This window comes from Roseovarius sp. M141 (assembly GCF_024355225.1).
In the GTDB taxonomy this organism is placed as follows: Bacteria; Pseudomonadota; Alphaproteobacteria; order Rhodobacterales; family Rhodobacteraceae; genus Roseovarius.
The window spans coordinates 3,457,040-3,476,295 of sequence record NZ_VCNH01000008.1; the positions used below are offsets into that span (position 1 = coordinate 3,457,040).

Annotated in this window: 19 protein-coding genes; 8 read left to right on the plus strand and 11 right to left on the minus strand. The window is 63.5% G+C overall.

What is annotated here, in order from left to right; genetic code table 11:
- Nucleotides 1-8: 8 nt before the first annotated feature.
- From FGD77_RS20855 to dapD, 4 genes are all read right to left on the minus strand, one after another.
- Nucleotides 9-599 (minus strand): DUF2064 domain-containing protein, encoded by a 591-nt coding sequence (locus tag FGD77_RS20855; protein WP_255013535.1) that lies wholly within the window; start codon nt 597-599, stop codon nt 9-11.
- Between the two features lie 3 nt (nt 600-602).
- Nucleotides 603-1,754, minus strand: coding sequence for a succinyl-diaminopimelate desuccinylase (gene dapE / locus FGD77_RS20860; RefSeq protein WP_255013540.1), 1,152 nt, complete (start codon nt 1,752-1,754; stop codon nt 603-605).
- 213 nt (nt 1,755-1,967) lie between these two features.
- A complete protein-coding gene (locus FGD77_RS20865) occupies nt 1,968-2,336 on the minus strand; it encodes a hypothetical protein (protein ID WP_255013545.1) in 369 nt (122 codons plus the stop codon).
- Nucleotides 2,336-3,163 carry a 2,3,4,5-tetrahydropyridine-2,6-dicarboxylate N-succinyltransferase gene (gene dapD, locus FGD77_RS20870; protein WP_255013550.1) on the minus strand — a complete coding sequence of 276 codons (828 nt, stop codon included), beginning with the start codon at nt 3,161-3,163 and terminating at the stop codon, nt 2,336-2,338. Before dapD ends, FGD77_RS20865 begins: the two co-directional genes overlap by 1 nt.
- Before the next feature lie 194 nt (nt 3,164-3,357).
- Between dapD and FGD77_RS20875 the strand changes: the two genes are divergently transcribed.
- On the plus strand, nt 3,358-4,176 hold the full coding sequence (locus tag FGD77_RS20875) for an LOG family protein (RefSeq protein ID WP_255013551.1): 819 nt from the start codon (nt 3,358-3,360) through the stop codon (nt 4,174-4,176).
- A 131-nt stretch (nt 4,177-4,307) separates the two neighbouring features.
- Here FGD77_RS20875 and rlmN read toward each other — a convergent pair whose 3' ends face one another.
- Nucleotides 4,308-5,486, minus strand: coding sequence for a 23S rRNA (adenine(2503)-C(2))-methyltransferase RlmN (gene rlmN, locus FGD77_RS20880; protein WP_255013557.1), 1,179 nt, complete (start codon nt 5,484-5,486; stop codon nt 4,308-4,310).
- A 130-nt stretch (nt 5,487-5,616) separates the two neighbouring features.
- Nucleotides 5,617-6,165, minus strand: coding sequence for an invasion associated locus B family protein (locus FGD77_RS20885; RefSeq protein WP_255013561.1), 549 nt, complete (start codon nt 6,163-6,165; stop codon nt 5,617-5,619).
- Between the two features lie 189 nt (nt 6,166-6,354).
- On the opposite strand from FGD77_RS20885, the gene FGD77_RS20890 reads away from it, so the two are divergent.
- Nucleotides 6,355-7,365 (plus strand): asparaginase, encoded by a 1,011-nt coding sequence (locus tag FGD77_RS20890; RefSeq protein ID WP_255013564.1) that lies wholly within the window; start codon nt 6,355-6,357, stop codon nt 7,363-7,365.
- Between the two features lie 27 nt (nt 7,366-7,392).
- Here FGD77_RS20890 and FGD77_RS20895 read toward each other — a convergent pair whose 3' ends face one another.
- Together FGD77_RS20895 and serB are read right to left on the minus strand one after the other, a co-directional pair.
- Nucleotides 7,393-7,710: a YciI family protein gene (locus tag FGD77_RS20895; RefSeq protein WP_255013568.1), complete on the minus strand. Its 318-nt coding sequence runs from the start codon at nt 7,708-7,710 to the stop codon at nt 7,393-7,395.
- Nucleotides 7,711-7,800: 90 nt separating this feature from the next.
- The gene (gene serB / locus FGD77_RS20900; RefSeq protein WP_255013573.1) at nt 7,801-8,673 is read right to left on the minus strand and encodes a phosphoserine phosphatase SerB; all 873 of its coding nucleotides are present in this window, start codon (nt 8,671-8,673) and stop codon (nt 7,801-7,803) included.
- A gap of 157 nt (nt 8,674-8,830) precedes the next feature.
- Between serB and FGD77_RS20905 the strand changes: the two genes are divergently transcribed.
- Both FGD77_RS20905 and serA read left to right on the plus strand, forming a co-directional pair.
- Nucleotides 8,831-10,003 (plus strand): phosphoserine transaminase, encoded by a 1,173-nt coding sequence (locus FGD77_RS20905; protein WP_255013576.1) that lies wholly within the window; start codon nt 8,831-8,833, stop codon nt 10,001-10,003.
- A 54-nt stretch (nt 10,004-10,057) separates the two neighbouring features.
- Nucleotides 10,058-11,653 carry a phosphoglycerate dehydrogenase gene (gene serA, locus FGD77_RS20910; protein WP_255013579.1) on the plus strand — a complete coding sequence of 532 codons (1,596 nt, stop codon included), beginning with the start codon at nt 10,058-10,060 and terminating at the stop codon, nt 11,651-11,653.
- 124 nt (nt 11,654-11,777) lie between these two features.
- Here the strand turns inward: serA and FGD77_RS20915 are convergent, their stop codons facing one another.
- Nucleotides 11,778-12,665, minus strand: a complete 888-nt coding sequence (locus FGD77_RS20915; RefSeq protein WP_255013581.1) for a MurR/RpiR family transcriptional regulator — start codon at nt 12,663-12,665, stop codon at nt 11,778-11,780.
- A 247-nt stretch (nt 12,666-12,912) separates the two neighbouring features.
- On the opposite strand from FGD77_RS20915, the gene FGD77_RS20920 reads away from it, so the two are divergent.
- On the plus strand, nt 12,913-14,241 hold the full coding sequence (locus FGD77_RS20920) for an aspartate aminotransferase family protein (protein WP_255013584.1): 1,329 nt from the start codon (nt 12,913-12,915) through the stop codon (nt 14,239-14,241).
- A 201-nt stretch (nt 14,242-14,442) separates the two neighbouring features.
- Complete coding sequence (locus FGD77_RS20925) at nt 14,443-14,985, plus strand: carboxymuconolactone decarboxylase family protein (RefSeq protein WP_255013586.1); 543 nt, start codon at nt 14,443-14,445, stop codon at nt 14,983-14,985.
- Nucleotides 14,986-15,197: 212 nt separating this feature from the next.
- Here FGD77_RS20925 and panC read toward each other — a convergent pair whose 3' ends face one another.
- Nucleotides 15,198-16,046, minus strand: a complete 849-nt coding sequence (panC, locus tag FGD77_RS20930) for a pantoate--beta-alanine ligase (protein WP_255013587.1) — start codon at nt 16,044-16,046, stop codon at nt 15,198-15,200.
- Nucleotides 16,043-16,894 carry a 3-methyl-2-oxobutanoate hydroxymethyltransferase gene (gene panB / locus FGD77_RS20935; RefSeq protein WP_255013589.1) on the minus strand — a complete coding sequence of 284 codons (852 nt, stop codon included), beginning with the start codon at nt 16,892-16,894 and terminating at the stop codon, nt 16,043-16,045. Before panB ends, panC begins: the two co-directional genes overlap by 4 nt.
- A gap of 322 nt (nt 16,895-17,216) precedes the next feature.
- On the opposite strand from panB, the gene FGD77_RS20940 reads away from it, so the two are divergent.
- Complete coding sequence (locus tag FGD77_RS20940; protein ID WP_255013591.1) at nt 17,217-18,053, plus strand: hypothetical protein; 837 nt, start codon at nt 17,217-17,219, stop codon at nt 18,051-18,053.
- Complete coding sequence (locus tag FGD77_RS20945) at nt 18,050-19,240, plus strand: crosslink repair DNA glycosylase YcaQ family protein (RefSeq protein WP_255013594.1); 1,191 nt, start codon at nt 18,050-18,052, stop codon at nt 19,238-19,240. Before FGD77_RS20940 ends, FGD77_RS20945 begins: the two co-directional genes overlap by 4 nt.
- Nucleotides 19,241-19,256 lie beyond the last annotated feature (16 nt).

The window sequence follows — 19,256 nt, forward strand, 5'->3', positions numbered from 1 at the left end:
GGGAACAGTTATCGCACGGCCCGAGATGGGTGCAGATCGGCAATGGTGTCGACATCGCGCAACGTGTCGACCAGCGCGATACGCGCCCCCGGCAAGCTGTCCATGCTATCGGCCAGCGCATCGGCGCTGGACCAGCGGACAGGGCGCAGGAAACGCGGCGCAACGGCGCGGCTGCGTTTCAGCCCGATCAGCCAATAGCCGCCGTCGGGCGCGGGGCCAAAGACCGCATCATGCGCGCCCAGCGCCCTGAACGCGCGGTCGATATGCGTGCGGCGAATGCCGGGAATGTCGCCACCGATGATACAGGCCGGGCCCGGCGGCAGGGCGCGCATGATACGCGCCATACGGGCGCCCAGATCGCCCCGCCCTTGGGCGACGCGCGGCAGATGCGCGGGCCAGACGCGGCTGGCCAGCCCCTCGCCGTCCGGCGCGACGGCCAGGATCAGCCGCCAGCGTGGATCGTCGAGTTCGCGCAGCAAGCGCGCGGTCTGATGGCGGAACCACCACGCGGCGGGCACCATGCCGATGCCCTGCCCCAGCCGGGTTTTCACCCGGCCCGGGCGAGGCTCTTTCAGCATGACGACCAGCGTGGGGCGCATGTGCTAGCTGAAATAGTCGCGCAGGATACGGGTATAGATCGCCTTGAGCTGGTGGATCTGCTGCACGCTCACCCGCTCGTCCACCTGATGCATCGTCTTGCCGACCAGCCCGCATTCCACCACCGGGCAGTGATCCTTGACAAAGCGCGCGTCGGACGTGCCGCCGGATGTGCTGAGTACCGGGGTGCGCCCCGTCTCGGCCTCGACCGCGCGCACGACCATGTCCGAAAAGGCGCCCGGCTGGGTGATGAAGCTCTCGCCGGAATTCTTCACCTTGAGCGTGCCGGTGACGCCCGTTTCGGCGCAGATCGCGTCCAGTTGCCCTTGCAACCAGTCGGTCAGCCCCGCCCCGCTATGCGCGTCGTTATAGCGGATATTGACGGTCGCGCGCACACTTGCCGGGATCACGTTGGTCGCCGGATTGCCGGTGTCGATGGTCACGACCGCAAGCGTCGAGGGGTCGAAATGCTCGGTCCCTTCGTCCAGCGTGTGAGAGCTGATCCGGTCCACCAGCCGCGCCATGGCAGGCAGCGGATTGAGGGCGCGATGCGGATAGGCAGAATGGCCCTGCACCCCGGTGATGGTCAGCCACGCACTCAGCGAGCCGCGCCGCCCGATCTTGATCATGTCGCCCATCTCGTCAGGGCAGGTCGGCTCGCCCACGATGCAGACATCCATGGCTTCGCCGTTTTCCTGCATCCAGTCCAGCAGCGCGGTTGTGCCGTCCAGCGCGTCGCCCTCCTCGTCGCCGGTGATCGCCAGAATAACAGCGCCATCGGGGGGCGTCTGCTGCACGAAATCCACGGCAGCGGCGGCAAAGGCGGCAACGCCCGATTTCATGTCGGTCGCGCCACGGCCCCACATCATGCCATCCCGGATTTCAGCGCCAAAGGGGGCCACGGTCCATGCGGCCTCATCGCCCAGCGGCACCACATCGGTATGCCCGTTGAAGCCAAAGCTGCGCGGGGCTCCCTTTTCGCCCCAACGGGCATAGAGATTGGCAATTCCCCCGCGATCGACGCGGGTGCAGGCAAATCCCGCCTTGGTCAGAAACGCCTCCAGCAGCGCCAGCGCGCCGCCCTCCTCGGGGGTGACAGAGGGGCAGCGGATCAGCGCAGCGGTCAGGTCAGCGGGGTCGGCAGGTGTGTGCGGCATGGTCCCTCGGCAATTGGCAATGACATTCGCCAATGGCTAGCGCGGATATCCCGGCTTTGCAAATAATGCGGGGGGCGGGGTCGGCCGTGTTCGCCGGATCGCGGAGCTTTGGTAAAAGGCGGGGCCGTCGCAGAAATACCCATTGCCAGATGGTCCTTGCCTCGCAGGACTATCCCGAAATCGCCGCCAATCACACCCGTTCCGTCTGGCGGTTCAGTCCGCCTCGGGATCGTCGTCTGGCTCGTCGCCGAAAAACGGCGTCATCTGCGCGACGATCACCGCGTTCTCGTCCAGCGCGCGTTGCATCAGCGCGCGGTCCTCATCGGCGATCTCATGCCCCTCGGCCTCGCGCTCGGCCAGGGTGCCATAGCCCGAAACATCCAGCGGCGCGGTGTCGGCCTGTTTGAGGATCGCAACCGTTTCGCGCACGGCCTCGCCCTCGTCCACGCCGCTGGCATAGATCACCAGCGCGGCGCCGGTGGCGCCCTTGGGCAGGCCGTCCCCGGCCTTGCGGCCGATTTCAACCAGAAGGGTGTAGACCTCCTGCCGCTTGGGCGCCTTTGGTTTGGGCTTGCCTTCCATCAGGTGCGCAGCAGCTCGTTGATCGACGTCTTGGAGCGGGTCCGCTCGTCCACGCGCTTGACGATGACGGCGCAGTAGAGATTGATCCCGTTCTTGGAGGGCATCGACCCGGCCACGACGACCGAACCGGAGGGAACCTCGCCATACATGACCTCGCCCGTCTCGCGATCGACGATCTTGGTCGACTGGCCGATAAAGACGCCCATGCCCAGAACGCTGCCCTCGCGCACGATGCAGCCTTCGACCACCTCGGAGCGGGCCCCGATAAAGCAGTTATCCTCGATGATCGTGGGGCCGGCCTGCATCGGTTCCAGCACGCCGCCGATGCCGACGCCGCCCGACAGATGCACGTTCTTGCCAATCTGCGCGCAGCTGCCGACAGTCGCCCATGTGTCGACCATGGTGCCGCTATCCACATAAGCGCCCAGATTGACGAAAGACGGCATCAGCACCACGTCCGGCGCGATATAGGCCGAGCGGCGCACGATGCAGTTGGGAACGGCGCGGAAACCGGCCTTCTGCCATTCGGCGTCGCCCCAATCCTTCCACTTGCTGTCGACCTTGTCCCACCAGGCACCGCCCTGCGCGCTGCCGGGCTGGCGCTCCATGTTCTTCAGGCGAAAGCCCAGCAGAACCGCCTTCTTGGCCCACTGGTTCACGTGCCAGGTGCCATCCTCGCCCCGCTCGGCGACGCGCAGCGTGCCACTGTCCAGCGCGTCCAGCGTCGCCTCGATGGCGTCGCGTGTCTCGCCCTTTGTTTCGGGCGTGATCTGGTCGCGCGCCTCCCAGGCGGTGTCGATGGCAATTTCAAGCTGAGCGTTGGACATGGCAGCGGACCTTTCGAAAAATCGCTTTGGGTTGGGATCGGGTATAGGCACGCTGCGCGCAACGCGCAATGCGTCGCAGGCGGTGCAAAATGCGGCAAAACCGGGCAGCGCCCGTGACCAGCCCTCCGGCGCTGGTCAATTCACTGGCAACCGGATAGTTCTGGTAACAACTTAGCAGCCAGGGAAGAGCGCGCATGAAAGACAACCGTACGAGCCAGTTTCGCGACGCCGGATCAGACCGCAGTACCGCCGAGCAGGTGCCGGATACACCGCAGACGCGCGCGCCGGCCTATCGGCTGGCTTTCAATGACATGGATTTCATGTGCCGCGAGGATCTGCGCCCGGTGCGTTTGCAACTGGAATTGCTCAAGCCCGAGTTGATCCTGAACGAGCGCGGAATCAAAAGCACCGTGGTGCTGTTCGGGGGCGCGCGCATTCCCGAACCGTCGAAAAAGGCCGAGGCACGTACCGAAACGCTGGCCGGTCTGTCAAAATATTATGACGAGGCGCGCATTTTCGCGCGCCTGATGACCGAGCGGTCGATGGCGGCCTACGGGCGCGAATTCGTGGTGGCGACGGGCGGCGGCCCCGGCGTGATGGAGGCCGGCAATCGCGGCGCGGCTGACGCGGGGGGCGCGTCGATCGGCCTGAACATCGTGCTGCCGCATGAACAGGCACCAAACGAGTATGTCACGCCCGGCCTTTGCTTCAACTTTCACTATTTCGCGATCCGCAAGATGCATTTCCTGATGCGCGCACGCGCCATTTGCGTGTTTCCCGGCGGGTTCGGCACCCTGGACGAAACGTTCGAGGCGCTGACGCTGATTCAGACCGACCGGATGAAGCGCATGCCCTTCCTGCTGTTCGGCGAAGAATTCTGGCGCAAGATCATCAACTGGGAGGCGCTGGCAGATGCCGGCACGATCAGCCAAGAGGATCTGGACCTGTTCAAGTTTGTCGAAACTGCTGCCGAGGCCGTCGAGATCATCGACAACTGGCACAGCGACCTGTAGCGGCCACACCTTCTGTCATGTGCCGCGGTCGGTTTGACTGCGGCACATGGCCCGAACCGGATCCGGCACGTATCGCGTGCGCGTTGCACCCCAGCGAAAAACGATCACTTGCGGGGAAAACGGGCGGTGCGTCAGTTCGGCCCGGTTTCAGCCTCGATCTGGCGCCGTGATTTGCGCGCACGTTCGGTTGCGGATTTCAATTGGCCGCAGGCCGCCATGATATCTTCGCCGCGCGGGGTGCGGATGGGGCTGGCATAGCCGGCCTTGTAAATGATGTCGGCAAAGGCGTGGATGCGGTTATTGGAGCTGCGCTTGTAGGGCGCGCCGGGCCATTCGTTGAAGGGAATCAGGTTGATCTTGGCCGGGATGCCTTCGATCAGCTTGACCAGACGGCGGGCGTCTTCGTCGCTGTCGTTGACCCCGTTCAGCATGACATATTCAAACGTGATCCGCTCGGAATTGCTGACCTTCGGGTAGGCTTTGAGCGCCTCCAGCAGGGCGGCGATGTTCCATTTCTTGTTGATCGGCACCAGCCCGTCGCGCACCTCGTCCGTGGTGGCGTGGAAACTGACGGCCAGCATACAGCCGATTTCGGCCGCCGTGCGGTGGATTTCCGGCACCACGCCGGAGGTGGACAGGGTAATCCGGCGGCGGCTGAGCTGGATGCCCTCGGGATCCATCGCGATCTTCATCGCGTCACGCACATTCTCGAAATTATACAGCGGCTCCCCCATGCCCATCAGCACGATATTGCTCAGCAGGCGGGTTTCGTCCTTGGGCGCGCCTTGTTCGGGCCACTCGCCCAAATCGTCGCGCGCGACCATGATCTGGCCGACGATTTCGCCCGCTGTCAGGTTGCGCACCAGTTTTTGCGTGCCGGTATGGCAGAACGAACAGGTCAGCGTGCAACCGACCTGCGACGAAATGCACAGCGTGCCGCGCGAATCTTCGGGGATATAGACAACCTCGACCTCGTGACCGCCAGCGATACGCACCAGATATTTGCGGGTGCCATCGCTGCTGACCTGGCGGCTGACGACCTCGGGGATGTCGAGCGTGAATTTCTCGTCCAGTTCAACGCGGTAGCCCTTGGCGAGGTTGGTCATCTGCGTGAAATCGCGGATGCCCCACTGGTACACCCACTGCCAGATCTGGCCGGCGCGCATCTTGGCCTGCTTTTCGGGCGTGCCATGATCGATCAGGATCTGGCGCAGCGCATCGCGCGTCAGACCGATCAGGTTCGGCTTGCCCTCCGGCACCTTGCGCGGGAGGGTCACGAGGTCCTGGGTGATCGGGGCGGTATGGGTCATCTGGGCGGGCCTTTCAGCATCGGATATTGCCCTATATAGGATTCGCCGCGTAATGCCAAAGGGTCTGGCAGGCAAATGAAAAGGAGCGGCCCAACCGGACCGCCCCGCAATTCCCGTTCAGACTGCCGCCTTACTGGCAGCGCTTCTGCGCCTCTTCCATCGCGGCAGTATAGCCGATCAGCGAAAACGTGTCCTTGGTCTGGGTGCCGCGACCGGACCGTGCCGTCAGCACCGCGTCCGAGCCACGCTTCATCGCGGCGATGATCTTGGCGTCGTCATCGGCACTGGCGGGCCAGGCCCAATCCTTTTCGGTATAAAGCTGGAACTTCTCGCCGCTGATGCTCACATCCACGGTCGAGCCGTCGGCAAAGGGGTACCCGCCGGTAAAGGCCACCTGACCGCGCACCCCCGCATCGGGGCGAAAGAACGTCATGAACAGGATTTCGCCACGGCGCACGGCCACGACCTTGCCGCCCTTGGTGTTGACGGTTTCGGTGGGCGCGGACACGGTCCAGCATTCACGCGGGGTTTTTTCGGTGAAAACGCTCCAGGCCGTTTTTGCGGCGACCTGATTTGTGCTTTCGGATTGGGCCGATGCGGGGGTTGCCGCACCGAAACCGGTTAGTGCAAATGCGGAAATTGCCGCGCACAGCGCGCCGCGCGTCACAGGTGATGCCATATCTTGTGCAGCCTCCAAGCTGTCATGAGCCTCAATTCAGTCGCGCCCGCAGGCCGCCCCTGTTACCGGGGTTTTGCTCTTGGCAAGCGCGCGGTTCTTCTCGACAGTGCATCAATAGCCCAAATCGTGCCAGAAACGAAAGAATGAATTGGCGGAAACCCGCACATTGCCTCGCCAAGGAGCCAGACCATGACACTTGCCGCCCTGCCCCCCGTTCCCATGACCGAAATCTGGCGCGGCCCGATAGCCGAAAGCCTGCATCTGGGGCATGCCGTGATCTGCGGGCCGGGCGGCGAGATCGTTCAGGCGTGGGGCGATCCGGACGTGCAGGTTTATCCGCGCTCGTCGTGCAAGATGCTTCAGGCGCTGCCGCTGGTGGAAAGCGGCGCGGCGGATGCCGCCGGGCTGGGGCCCGAACATCTGGCGCTGGCCTGCGCGTCGCATAACGGCGCGGCCATCCACACTGCGCGCGTGGCGAAATGGGTCGAAGGGCTGGGCCTGCGCGAGCCGGATTTCCGTTGCGGCAGCCACATGCCCAAGGACGAAGAGGCCGCGCATGCCCTGATTCGCGCCTATGAGGCGCCCTGCCAGCTGCACAACAACTGCTCGGGCAAGCATGCAGGGTTTCTAACGCTGAACCAGCATTTGGGCGCCGAACCCGACTATATCGAGGTCGATCACCCCGTGCAGCAGGCCTGCCTGCGCGCGTTCGAGGAGGTAACTCAGCACTCCAGCCCCGGCTACGGCATCGATGGCTGTTCAGCCCCGAATTTTCTGACCACCCTGCACGGTATGGGCCGCGCGATGGCATTCTTTGCCAATGCGCGCGAGGGCGCGGATGCGCGGCAGACCGCCGCCGCGCGCCTGCGCGACGCGATGATCGCCCACCCCGATCTGGTCGCCGGCGAAGGGCGCGCCTGCACCGAACTGATGCGCGCCTGCAATCAACCCGTGGCGCTGAAAACCGGGGCCGAGGCATTTTTCATCGCAATCATTCCGGGCCTCGGCCTGGGCATCGCGCTGAAGGTCGCGGATGGAGCTGACCGCGCGTCCGAATGCGCCATTGCCGCGCTTTTGGTGCGGCTGGGCGTGCTGGACCCCGAGCATCCTGCGACCCGCAAATTCATGAACAAGACGATACGCAGCTGGCGCGGGATCGAGGCGGGCATGATCAAACCAGCAGCCGGGCTGCTGGCATAGGACGCCCGCCGCCAGTGGGCCGCAACATCACATCTGAATGATCTCGGCCACCTCGATCGTACCCTTGCCGCCCTCCAGAATCGGGCACCCCTTGGCGATTTCACACGCTGCGTCGATGCCGTCGGCACGCACGATGGTATAGCCCGAGGTCGGGTTTGCCCCGCCATTGTCGGTCACACCGTCGACGCCGACGGTCTTGGACATTCCCACCGGATTGCCGCTGTCGACCATGGCATCGCCGACCCCGTCCATCCAGGCCTGCCATGCGGCCATGGCCCGCTCGCCCTCTTCGGGCGTCTCGGGCATACCGCCACCGTGATAGACAAAAAGAAAAGTGCTGGACATGGTATACGCTCCCTTGCGTTTTGCCTGCCCTCATCAGGCCAGATCAGCCGGGGCAGGCTGGCACAATGATAGCGGCGCAACCCCGCCCTGTCAGCCGGTCAGAAACTCGGACCGCGCATAGCCCTGCAAATACAGCAGCGCCGTCAGATCGCCGTGGTTGATCCGCAGATCGCACTGGGCCGCCACGGACGGCTTGGCATGCAGCGCGACGCCGGCGCCGGCGCGCCCGAGCATGCCCAGATCATTGGCCCCGTCGCCCACGGCCATCACGTCCGCCGCGCCGATACCCAACCGCGCCGTGATCTCATCCAGCGCGTCGATCTTGGCCTGCCGTCCCAGAATGGGCCGGGCGACATCGCCGGTCAGCACGCCATCGGCGATTCCCAGCACATTCGCACGATCCTCGTCAAAGCCCAGCGCAGCGGCGACCGGCCCGGTAAAGGCGGTGAACCCACCCGATACCAGCGCCGTATGCGCGCCATTGCCGCGCATCGTCGCAACCAATATGCGCCCCCCCGGCGCATGGGTGATGCGGCTCCGCAGCACGTCGGAAATCACCGCCTCGGGCAACCCCTTGAGCAGGGCCATACGCTCCAGCAATGCGCCCTCGAAATCCAGCTCGCCATTCATCGCGCGGGCGGTGATCGCGCGCACTTGATCGCCGACGCCCGCGACCTCGGCCAGTTCGTCGATGCATTCCTGCTGAATCATCGTGCTGTCCATATCGGCCAGCAACATCCGCTTGCGCCGCCCCTCCGTGGCCTGCACCGCCAGATCGACGCCCAACCCCTGAACATCCTGCCAGACATCCCACAGGTTGCCGGGCCGCTGCGCCAGGGTAAATTCCGCCGCCTCGTCAGGGGACAACCACTGCACATCGCCGCCGCCCCACGCGTTGCGCAGGCTTTCGGTCAGGCTTGGCTCCAACCCGCCGGGGCGGGCGATCAGGGTGGCTGTGAACATGGGTGAATGGCTCCGGCCTTGATGCGCAGGTCGCACAATTATCCCGCCGCGACGCTATAGCCCGAAATAACGGCTTGCGAAAGGGCCGGACGGCGCATAGCGTTTGCGGCGGGACACCCTTCCCCAACGAAGGGCGCTTATCTGGAAGGATAGCTAAATGGCTATTGACGACCCGGCGCGCACTGACGTGCGCAAGCCCGAATTGCGGCCTGCAAACCCGCGTTTCTCCTCTGGCCCCTGTGCCAAACCCCCTGCATTCGCACTCGAAAAACTGGCTGGCGCACCCTTGGGCCGCAGTCACCGCGCATCTGTGGGCAAGGAGCGGCTGAAGGCCGCGATCGACGGCACCCGCGCCGTTCTGGGCATCCCCGATAGCTACCGCATCGGCATCGTGCCCGCCTCCGACACCGGCGCTGTCGAGATGGCGATGTGGTCACTGCTGGGCCCGCGCAAGGTGGAAATGCTGGCGTGGGAATCCTTTGGCGCGGGCTGGATCACCGACGCGGTCAAACAGTTGAAACTGGATGCCGAGGTCAAGACCGCCGAGTATGGCGAAATCGTCGATCTCGGCGGCATCGACAGCCATAATGACGTGGTTTTCACCTGGAATGGCACCACATCCGGCGTGCGCGTGATAAACGGAGACTGGATTGACGCCAATCGCAAGGGCCTGACCATCTGCGATGCCACCTCTGCCGCCTTTGCGCAGGATCTGCCGTGGGACAAGCTGGATGTGACCACCTTCAGCTGGCAAAAGGTGCTGGGCGGCGAGGCTGCGCATGGCATGATCGTGCTATCCCCGCGCGCCGTAGAGCGGCTGGAATCGTACACCCCCCCATGGCCGATGCCCAAGATTTTCCGCCTGACTAAGAGTGGCAAGCTGATCGAGGGGATTTTCAAGGGCGAGACGATTAACACCCCCTCCATGCTGGCGGTCGAGGATTATCTGCTGGCGCTGGATTGGGCGCAATCCGTCGGCGGCCTGTCCGGCCTGATCGAACGCGCCGATGCCAATGCAGGCGTCGTTGCGGATTTCTGCAGCGATCACGACTGGATCGCGAATCTGGCTCAGGATCCTGCGACACGCTCGAACACGTCCGTCTGCCTGCGCTTCACCGATCCGCAGATCAGCGATGGTGCGGCATTCGCCAAGGCGGTCGCGAAACGGCTGGAGGCCGAGGGCGCCGCCTATGACATCGGCGCCTATCGCGACGCACCGCCGGGCCTGCGCATCTGGTGCGGTGGCACGGTCGAGACGTCCGACATTCAGGCGCTGATGCCTTGGATCGAATGGGCCTACCACGCCGAACTGGCCGCGCAGGCCGCATGATATTCGGCGGGCCTGTGGCCCGCCCCCTCCCCATATTCCATAAGGACGCTAAAAATGGCTCCCAAAGTTCTCGTATCCGACAAGCTGTCTGAAACCGCCGTGCAGATTTTTCGCGATCGCGGCATCGACGTGGATTTTCAGCCCGATCTGGGCAAGGACAAGGACCGTCTGGCCGACGTCATCGGCGACTATGACGGCCTCGCCATCCGGTCTGCCACCAAGGTCACCGAAAAAATCCTCGCCAATGCGCACAAGCTGAAAGTGATCGCCCGCGCCGGGATCGGCACCGACAATATCGACAAGGTCGCGGCCAGCAAAAAGGGCGTGATCGTGATGAACACGCCCTTTGGCAACATGATCACGACAGCCGAACATGCCATCGCGCTGATGTTCGCCGTCGCGCGCCAGATCCCGGATGCCAATGCCTCGACCCATGCGGGCAAGTGGGAGAAATCGCGCTTCATGGGAACCGAACTGACGGCCAAGACGCTGGGCGTCATCGGCGCGGGCAATATCGGCGGAATCGTCTGTGATCGCGCGCGGGGCCTCAAGATGAAGGTGATCGCCTATGATCCCTTCCTCAGCGAGGCGAAGGCCGACAAGATGGGCGTCGAAAAGGTCGAATTGGACGACGTGCTGGCGCGCGCCGATTTCATCACCCTGCACGTGCCGCTGACGGACCAGACGCGCAACATCCTCAGCCGCGAAAATCTGGAGAAAACCAAGAAAGGCGTGCGCATCATCAACTGCGCCCGCGGCGGTCTGGTGGACGAGGCGGCGGTCGCCGATCTGCTGGAATCGGGCCACATCGCCGGCGCGGCCTTTGACGTGTTCGAGGTCGAGCCTGCGACCGACAGCCCGCTCTTCGGCCTGCCAAACGTCGTCTGCACGCCCCATCTGGGCGCAGCGACAACCGAGGCGCAGGAAAACGTCGCCCTGCAAGTGGCCGAACAGATGTCGGACTATCTGTTGACCGGCGCGGTGACCAATGCGCTGAACATGCCGTCCGTTTCCGCCGAGGAAGCCAAGGTGATGGGCCCCTGGATCAAACTGGCCGCCCATCTGGGCGCCTTCATCGGCCAGATGACGGACGAGCCGGTCAAGGCGATCAACATCCTCTATGACGGCGCAGTCAGCCAGATGAACCTGCCCGCCCTGACCTCGGCCAGCGTCGCGGGCATCATGAAAGCGGTGAACCCCGAGATAAACATGGTCAGCGCGCCCGTCGTGGCCAAGGAACGCGGCATCAAGATCAGCACCACACATCAGGACAAATCCGGCGTTTTCGAGGGCTATATCAAGCTGACGGTCGTCACCGACAAGCGTGAGCGGTCGATCGGCGGCACTATTTTCTCGGACGGCAAGCCGCGCTTCATCCAGATCAAGGGCATCAACATCGACGCCGAAATTGGCGCGCATATGCTCTACGTCACCAACAACGACCAGCCGGGCATCATCGGTGCACTGGGCCAGACGATGGGCGAAAATGGCGTGAACATCGCCAACTTTACCCTCGGCCGGTCCAGTGCGGGCGGCGAGGCGATCGCGCTGCTTTATGTCGATGCTCCGGTCCCGCAAAAGGCGATAGATGCGCTGCAAAGCACGGATCTTTTCCGGCAGATCAAACCGCTACAGTTCGACATCGGATAACCCTGCCCCGGGGCCTTCAGTTTTCCCCAAATACTCCCTGCGCAGAACCGGTGCAGGGAGGTGGGTGAACTGAAAGAACGCTTTAATCAATGAATCCCCATTGTTTCAGGAAGGGACTCAGATTTCAAATCCTGCGGTGCGGGATCGTGTTGGCGTAGGTTTTGAGCATTTGCAGATGCCGGTCCGCCCGCTGTAGCGCGTCCAGCGCCGCGTGCCGGTCGTTGTCCGCAATCAGCCCGCACAATACTTCCGAGATCGCAAGGGCGGGGGTCAGCGTGTGGAAAAACGTCTGGCTCTCGATCGAGAACAGGATGGACACTTCGGAAATGGCGATGAGGGGGGAAACTTCGCTGTCGGTGATGGAGACGACAGTCATGCCCTTTGCGCGCGCCAGATCGGCCAGTTCAAGCGTCTGGACGCAATAGGGACTGACCGAGATCGCAAGTAGAACATCCTGCGCATCTGACCGCAAAAGCCCATCCGCACCGGTGCCGGCAGGGCCGTCAAGATGAACGGTCTTTTCGCCCAAAAGCGTCATGACATAGTGGAAATGCCACGCCACCGAGTGACAGGAGCGCAGCCCAAGCACATAGATCTTGTCGGCGCGGATCAGGTGGTCAGCCACCGCTTGCAGCCGGGCAAGCGATTGCGGCTCGCTTAACCGCGCGACCTGAGACGCGAGGCCTTGGAGCATCTGCTGGGCCAGCCCGCCCTGAGCGCCGGGCGCAGCAGTATCGCGCTCCCTCGCCCGCGCGGCAAAGCCATCGGCGCGAAGCCGGATTGCCTCGGAATAATGGGCGCGGATGTCCTCATACCCTGTCAGCCCAAGGAATTGAGCCAGGCGCGTCATCGTGGCAGGTTGCACCCCGGCACTGCGCGCCAGCCGCCTCATCGAGACCAGGGCCACCTCCTGCGGGTTTTCCAGCACATGCCGCGCTGCCAGTTGCAGTTGCGGCGACATGGCGTCGAATCGGGCAATGATCCTGTCGCTCAGGGACTCGCTTTGCAACATTCGATTCACCTCTTTGCCTTTGATGCTTCCGCAGCTTTGTCATGCAAGGAGGGGATCACAAGGTTTTTCAGTGAAGCCTGCCATGTCTCCAAGCTGGCGAAAGATCTGAATGTATCAGATTCTCATTCGCACACCAATCGCTTCATCCGAAGGTGAGTGAAACACTTGTTGCAACCTCGGAGTTTGGTAGCATGATGGGCATGACGCGGGTATGATTCTCCGCAGGGCAGACGAACTGGAACCCAGAATGACCGCACTTCTCCACCGCTCCATCGGCGCAGACCTCCCCCGTGCTGTTTCAGGCAAGGGCATCACGATCACCGATAGCGAAGGGCGCGTTTATATCGACGGCTCAGGTGGCGCGGCTGTGAGTTGCCTTGGCCACAACCACCCCGAGGTGCTGGAGGCAATGCAAACGCAGATGACTGCACTTTCCTATGCCCATACCTCGTTTTTCACCACCGATGTGGCCGAGGATCTGGCAGATCGGCTGACCGCCCGCGCCCCGGATACACTGGACCATGTTTACCTTGTCTCCGGCGGGTCAGAAGCGGTCGAGGCGGCGCTAAAGATGGCGCGGCAGTATTTCGTTGAAATTGGCCAGCCACAGCGCCGCCATATCATTGCCCGTCGGCAAAGCTATCACGGCAACACCATCGGCGCGCTGGCGACCGGCGGAAACGCGATGCGGCGGGCGCAGTTTCAGCCGATCCTGCCCGAAACGCATCATGTCTCGCCCTGCTACGCCTATCGTGACCAGCACGCGGGCGAAAGCGACGCGCATTACGCAACGCGGCTGGCGGATGAGCTGGAGGCGAAGATCCGCAAACTGGGCGAAGATCAGGTAATGGCATTCGTGGCCGAACCTGTCGTCGGGGCCACGCTGGGAGCGGTGCCCGCCGTCGAGGGCTATTTCACCCGGATACGCGAAATCTGCGACCGATACGGCGTCTTGTTGATCCTGGACGAGGTGATGTGCGGCATGGGTCGGACAGGGACGATTTTTGCCTTTGAGCAAGAAGGGATCGTGCCAGATATCGTGACAATCGCCAAGGGTCTGGGCGGCGGGTTCCAACCTATCGGGGCGGTCCTGCTGGCGCGCAAGATATTTGAGGCGTTTCGCGATGGGTCAGGCCTGTTCCAGCACGGACACACCTATATCGGCCACCCGATCGCTGCGGCGGCAGCCGGCAAGGTGCTGGAAATCCTGACGCGTGACGGGATGATGCAGCATGTGCTTGCCATGGGCGAGCGGTTGCAAACCGGCCTCGAGGTGGCATTGGGACAATCGCCCCATGTGGGCGATATCCGTGGCCGCGGCCTGTTCCGCGGGATTGAGATTGTAGCAGATAAAGGCAGCAAGGCACCCTTTGACCCAACGCTGAAAATTCATGCGAAGATCAAGAAGGCCGCCATGGCGCGTGGCCTGCTGACCTATCCGATGGGCGGGACGGTTGACGGGATTAACGGCGATCACGTTCTGCTTGCCCCGCCCTATATTTGCACGCCCGAGGATATCGACCAGATCGTTGACCGCGTCGCGACGGCAATCCACGAGGTCACGGCGGCGCGATGAGCTATCTGATCGCCCGTGCCAGATTCACCCCAACAGTTGCAGGCGACCCTGCGACCACACTTCAAGCGCAGGATGATCGCGCCAAGCGCTTGGTGCATAAGGCGCTGATATGGTGAGATATATGTTCCATCACCCCCACATGGGCAGATTGACGGCTGTCGTTTCACGCCCGTTTTGCCTGGCAACTGGAAGGCTATGCTCGTGACTCAATCCCCTTGCCCTCCGTTGACCGACGCTGAGTGGCCCACGCAGATTTCCGATCTGCGCGATGGCTTTGCGGGCGCGCTCAACGTGTACCGCACGATGGCACACCACCCCGCGCTGCTGCGAGCCTGGGCGCCGCTGCGCCAACATATCGTAAAAGACAGCCGCCTTGGCCCCGTGCGCGCAGAAGTGGTCATTCTGCGCACCGCCGCCCGTCTGGGATCGGACTATGAATGGGCGCATCACGTAAGCCGGGCCCGGGCCATTGGCATGGACGATGCCCGCATAGCGGCGATCCGCGAAATGCCCGATGGCGAAGACGGCCTGATCGTGCGCGCCGTCGATGCACTGATCGACAACAATCGTTTAACACTGGAACAGGAGGCGGAACTGGCAGCCGTCATCGGCCGCGCGGCCGTGATAGACCTGATCGCCACCGTCGGGTTCTATTCTGTCCTGGGATACCTTCTATTGACATATCAGACGCCAATCGACGCTCATGTTGATGCCGAAATGGCCGACAACCCACTGGGCGGTTGACCCAAAGGGGTGATGCTGTCGCCTTTTCTCGGGAATGAGAGGAGGGGCTATGTCATGTCCACATCTCATAACCACAGCATCGCAATTGCGATGACAGCGACGGCTTTGGAGCAATTGCCGAGCACGGCAAGAAAGACCGCGCCCACGCTGGGGCTGCTTCGCTTTACCTGCGGCGGCGATCCTTAGAGCAGAAAGACGCCGGGCGGATCGCGCTATCCTTGGATGGCGATATTGTCGATCAGGCGCACCCCGGCCAGCCACGCCGCAGCAAACAGGCGCGCGGGCTGGGTGGCGGCGGTCAGAAGCGCCAGATCGTCATTCGCGCGCATCTCGAAATAATCGACCCCGGTAAAGCCTGCCCGCATTAGCGCGGCAATTGCGCCTTCCTGCGCAGCGGCGAAATCCTGACCGGCTGTGATGGCTTCGGACATTTCTTCCATCTGCTCGATCAAAACCGGCGCGATGGTGCGGGCGCGGTCCGACAGCAGCAGATTGCGCGAGGACATGGCAAGCCCGTCGATCTCGCGGATTGTAGGGCAGCCATGGACGGTGATCGGGATATCCAGATCGCGCGCCATGCGGCGGACAACCTGAAGCTGCTGATAGTCCTTTTCCCCGAAAAATGCGTCCGTGGCCGAAGTCTGGGCGAACAGCTTGGCCACCACGGTTGCCACGCCTTGAAAATGGCCGGGGCGGTGGATGCCATCCATGACCTCGGTCAGGCCCGAGACGGTGACAGTGGTGGCAAAGCCGCCGGGATACATCTGATCGCCGTCGGGCACATAGATCGCGTCGACATCAAAGCGGGCCAGTTTTGCCGCGTCGGCATGTTCGGTGCGCGGATAGCCGGCCAGATCCTCGGGCGAGCTGAACTGGCGCGGGTTGACGAAGATCGTCACGATCACGCGCTCGCATGTCTGCTTGGCGGCGGCGATCAGCGACAAATGGCCATCATGCAGCGCGCCCATCGTCGGCACGATGCCGATACGCTGCCCTGCCCGTTGCCAGGGCGCAGTCGCGGCGCGCAGATCGACCAGGCTGCGCAGAATCGGCGCGGTCATGCGCCGCTTGCCTTGCCCGAAGCCGATGTCGGCGCCTCGTCGGCGAAGGTGTGTTCAGTCGCAGGGAACGCGCGCGCGCGCACCTCGGCGGCATAGGCGGCAATCGCCGCCTCGCCGTCTGTGCCCAACTGCGCATAGCGCTTGACGAATTTCGGCTTGAACGCCGTGAACAGTCCCAGCATGTCATCCACGACCAACACCTGCCCGTCGCAGCCTGCCGACGCGCCGATGCCGATGGTGGGAATGGCGATCTCCGCCGTGATCCGGTCGGCAAGGCCTGCGGGCACCTTTTCCAGCACCACGGCAAAGGCGCCCGCATCGGCCACCGCCTGCGCGTCCTCGCTGAGATGTTTGGCGCCCGCGCCCCTGCCCTGCACCTTGTAGCCGCCCAGCGTGTTGACCGCCTGTGGCGTCAGGCCGATATGGGCCATCACCGGCACCCCGCGCGCCGTGAGGAATGCAATGGTTTCAGCCATATGCGCGCCCCCCTCCAGCTTGACCGCCGCGGCGCCCGTCTCGCGCATGATGCGCGACGCGCTCTGCATGGCCTGGCGCGGATCCTCTTCGTAACTGCCGAAAGGCATATCGATGACCAGCATCGCGGTGTCCAGTCCGCGCGCGACGGCCTGCCCGTGCATCACCATCATGTCCATGGTCACGCCCAGCGTCGAGGGCATGCCGTGCAGCACCATGCCGACGCTGTCGCCAACCAGCACGAAATCGCAATGCGCATCCATCATGCGCGCCATCGGCGTGGTATAGGCCGTCAGGCTGACGATGGGCGCGCCGCCCTTCATCGCGCGGATATCGGCAGGAAGCGGGGCGGTCTGTCGGGCTGTGGCGCTCATCTGGCGGGCCTCGAAATTGCTGCGTTGCCGCGATGGGTAGCAAGGTTTCGGCCCAAGTTCCACTGTTGACTTGCCGCGCGGGCGCAGGCGGTGATCCGCACGATGCGCTTGCACCGCACGCGCAAACCTCTAGGGGTGGTTTCATGCGGCCTTCACCTTATATTACCCAAGAACCTCGGGCGACTGCACAAGCAAAGGCGTTTCGATACAGTGTTGCCTCAGGGACAATGCGCCGAAACGCTCACGACGTATCGATGTTACGAGTATTTCGACGCCAGGTTGTGTATCAACTTAAACTCGAAACTCTTCAGGAGGCCCGGCTTTGCGGCACATACCAGTGATTTTTCCAGCGTTTTCCTCGGCCCTCTTTTCTGTGGTCTTTCGCGTTTTCCTCTGCGCCCTGCCGCTGACCGCGCCGTTGGCCGGACCGGCGATGGCACAGACCACCGGCGAGGTCAGCCGCGCCGACCTGATCCGTCTGCTGGGCCGCATGTACGAGGAAGAGACCGTGCGCGCCGATCTGCGCAGGCTGGGCTTCAAGGGTGAAAATCTGGAACTGGCGACGCAGCACGCCGCGAACATGCTGCGCGATCCGATCATCGCGGGCTATGTCGCTGATCGTGTGCTGGCGGTGCAGGCCGGGACACCCGTGCCAATCGCGCGGACGCAAGGCCTTCTGTGGGGGGTGATCGATCAGGGGCTGGCCCATCTGCCGCTACGCGATTTGCACTATTACTATTTGGTCGAACAGACCGTTCTCGGCGCCATGCCGACGCATCTGTGCGGTCAGGCCGTGCGCGGCACCTTGTCGCCCGAACGCATGGCCGAGACGACGGCGCGCGCCGCTGCACGGCTGAACACGGCCGGGCTGCGCAATTACTACCGAATTCAACTGCGCGCCGCGCAGCTGGGCGCCCAGCGCGGGCCGCTGACCACCACACCCAAGCGCGCCGCAAAGGCCGAGGCGTCGATTTTTGCCGCGCTGACCCGCTACATCGTGGCCGTGCCTGACGCCGCGCTGGTCATGGACAGCTTTGCCCGGCTGGGCACCGTCGACAATGCGCGCGCCTGCCGGGCCGGGCAATTGTTCATCGCGGCGGTCCTGACGCTGGAAGGTCGCGAACTGCAAGAGGCGCTGATACAGCTCAGCCTGCCGTGACAACCATTCTGGACAACCCGGCGGCGCGGCATCTGTGGCTGCACGCGAACGGTCTGAGCCAAGTGGGAACGGGACCGCCAGATGTGATGGCGTTGATCCGGCAGATCGGTTTTCTGCAAATCGACACGATCCGCAACGTCACGCGCGCGCATAATCACATCCTGTGGTCGCGCAATCCAAACTACCGCGAGGGCATGCTGTGGCCGCTGCTGGGCCAGCACCTGTTTGAGCATTTCACTCATGATGCGTCGCTGATCCCAATGCATATCCTTCCGCTCTGGCAGCGGCAATTCGCACGGCTGGGCGCCAATGCCGCGCGCGGTGCGTGGTATCAGTCCGGCCTGGGGCAGGCTGAAATCAAGGCCATCCGCGCCCGGATCGCCGCCGAAGGGCCACTGTCGACCCACGCTTTTGATACCAAGGCCACCAGCCGCGAGATGTGGGCCCGCCCGCCCCATAAAAAGGCGCTGGATCAGATGTGGTATGCGGGCGATCTGGCGACCTGCCGACGCGAGAATTTCGTGAAATTCTACGATCTGGGCGAGCGTGTCTTTCCAACCCACCAGCCGCAGGACATGGACGATACTGCGCAGATGGATGCACTGTGCGATCTGGCACTGGACCGGCTGGGCGTGGCCAGCTGCGGCGAAGTCCAACGGTTCTGGGGCGCAATGGATGCCGGCGAGACGCGCGGCTGGATGGCGCGGCGCGCACCTCGGCAGGTTGGCGTGACCGACGCCGATGGCCGGGTGCGCACCATGCTGGCCGCGCCGGATCTGAACGCGCGCCTTGCCGCGCTGCCCGCACCCACCGGGCGGCTTCGCATCCTCAACCCGTTCGATCCGGCGATTCGCGACCGGGCACGGCTAAAGCGGCTTTTCGGGTTTGAATATGTGAACGAGATGTTCGTGCCCGCCGCCCGTCGGCGCTGGGGCTATTACGTGTATCCGCTGCTGGAAGGCGACCGCTTTGTCGGCCGGATCGAACTGAAAGCCAACCGCCCGCAGGGCTGGCTGCGCGTCACCGGGTTCTGGCCAGAGGCTGGCGTGCGCTGGGGTGCAGGCCGGTTTACGCGGCTGGAGGCCGAACTGGGGCGGTTCGCGCGCATGGTCGGGATCAACACCGTCGAGTGGTGCGCGCAGGCTGGCGTAACTGGATCAACAAGCTCATCCCAAGCACACACTTGATGAGATTTTCGAACTA

Coding starts and splice junctions, on each gene's coding strand:
- FGD77_RS20855 (WP_255013535.1), bottom strand. CDS start 599: ATGCGCCCCACGCTGGTCGTCATGCTGAAAGAGCCTCGCCCGGGCCGG.
- dapE (WP_255013540.1), bottom strand. CDS start 1,754: ATGCCGCACACACCTGCCGACCCCGCTGACCTGACCGCTGCGCTGATC.
- FGD77_RS20865 (WP_255013545.1), bottom strand. CDS start 2,336: ATGGAAGGCAAGCCCAAACCAAAGGCGCCCAAGCGGCAGGAGGTCTAC.
- dapD (WP_255013550.1), bottom strand. CDS start 3,163: ATGTCCAACGCTCAGCTTGAAATTGCCATCGACACCGCCTGGGAGGCG.
- FGD77_RS20875 (WP_255013551.1), top strand. CDS start 3,358: ATGAAAGACAACCGTACGAGCCAGTTTCGCGACGCCGGATCAGACCGC.
- rlmN (WP_255013557.1), bottom strand. CDS start 5,486: ATGACCCATACCGCCCCGATCACCCAGGACCTCGTGACCCTCCCGCGC.
- FGD77_RS20885 (WP_255013561.1), bottom strand. CDS start 6,165: ATGGCATCACCTGTGACGCGCGGCGCGCTGTGCGCGGCAATTTCCGCA.
- FGD77_RS20890 (WP_255013564.1), top strand. CDS start 6,355: ATGACACTTGCCGCCCTGCCCCCCGTTCCCATGACCGAAATCTGGCGC.
- FGD77_RS20895 (WP_255013568.1), bottom strand. CDS start 7,710: ATGTCCAGCACTTTTCTTTTTGTCTATCACGGTGGCGGTATGCCCGAG.
- serB (WP_255013573.1), bottom strand. CDS start 8,673: ATGTTCACAGCCACCCTGATCGCCCGCCCCGGCGGGTTGGAGCCAAGC.
- FGD77_RS20905 (WP_255013576.1), top strand. CDS start 8,831: ATGGCTATTGACGACCCGGCGCGCACTGACGTGCGCAAGCCCGAATTG.
- serA (WP_255013579.1), top strand. CDS start 10,058: ATGGCTCCCAAAGTTCTCGTATCCGACAAGCTGTCTGAAACCGCCGTG.
- FGD77_RS20915 (WP_255013581.1), bottom strand. CDS start 12,665: ATGTTGCAAAGCGAGTCCCTGAGCGACAGGATCATTGCCCGATTCGAC.
- FGD77_RS20920 (WP_255013584.1), top strand. CDS start 12,913: ATGACCGCACTTCTCCACCGCTCCATCGGCGCAGACCTCCCCCGTGCT.
- panC (WP_255013587.1), bottom strand. CDS start 16,046: ATGACCGCGCCGATTCTGCGCAGCCTGGTCGATCTGCGCGCCGCGACT.
- panB (WP_255013589.1), bottom strand. CDS start 16,894: ATGAGCGCCACAGCCCGACAGACCGCCCCGCTTCCTGCCGATATCCGC.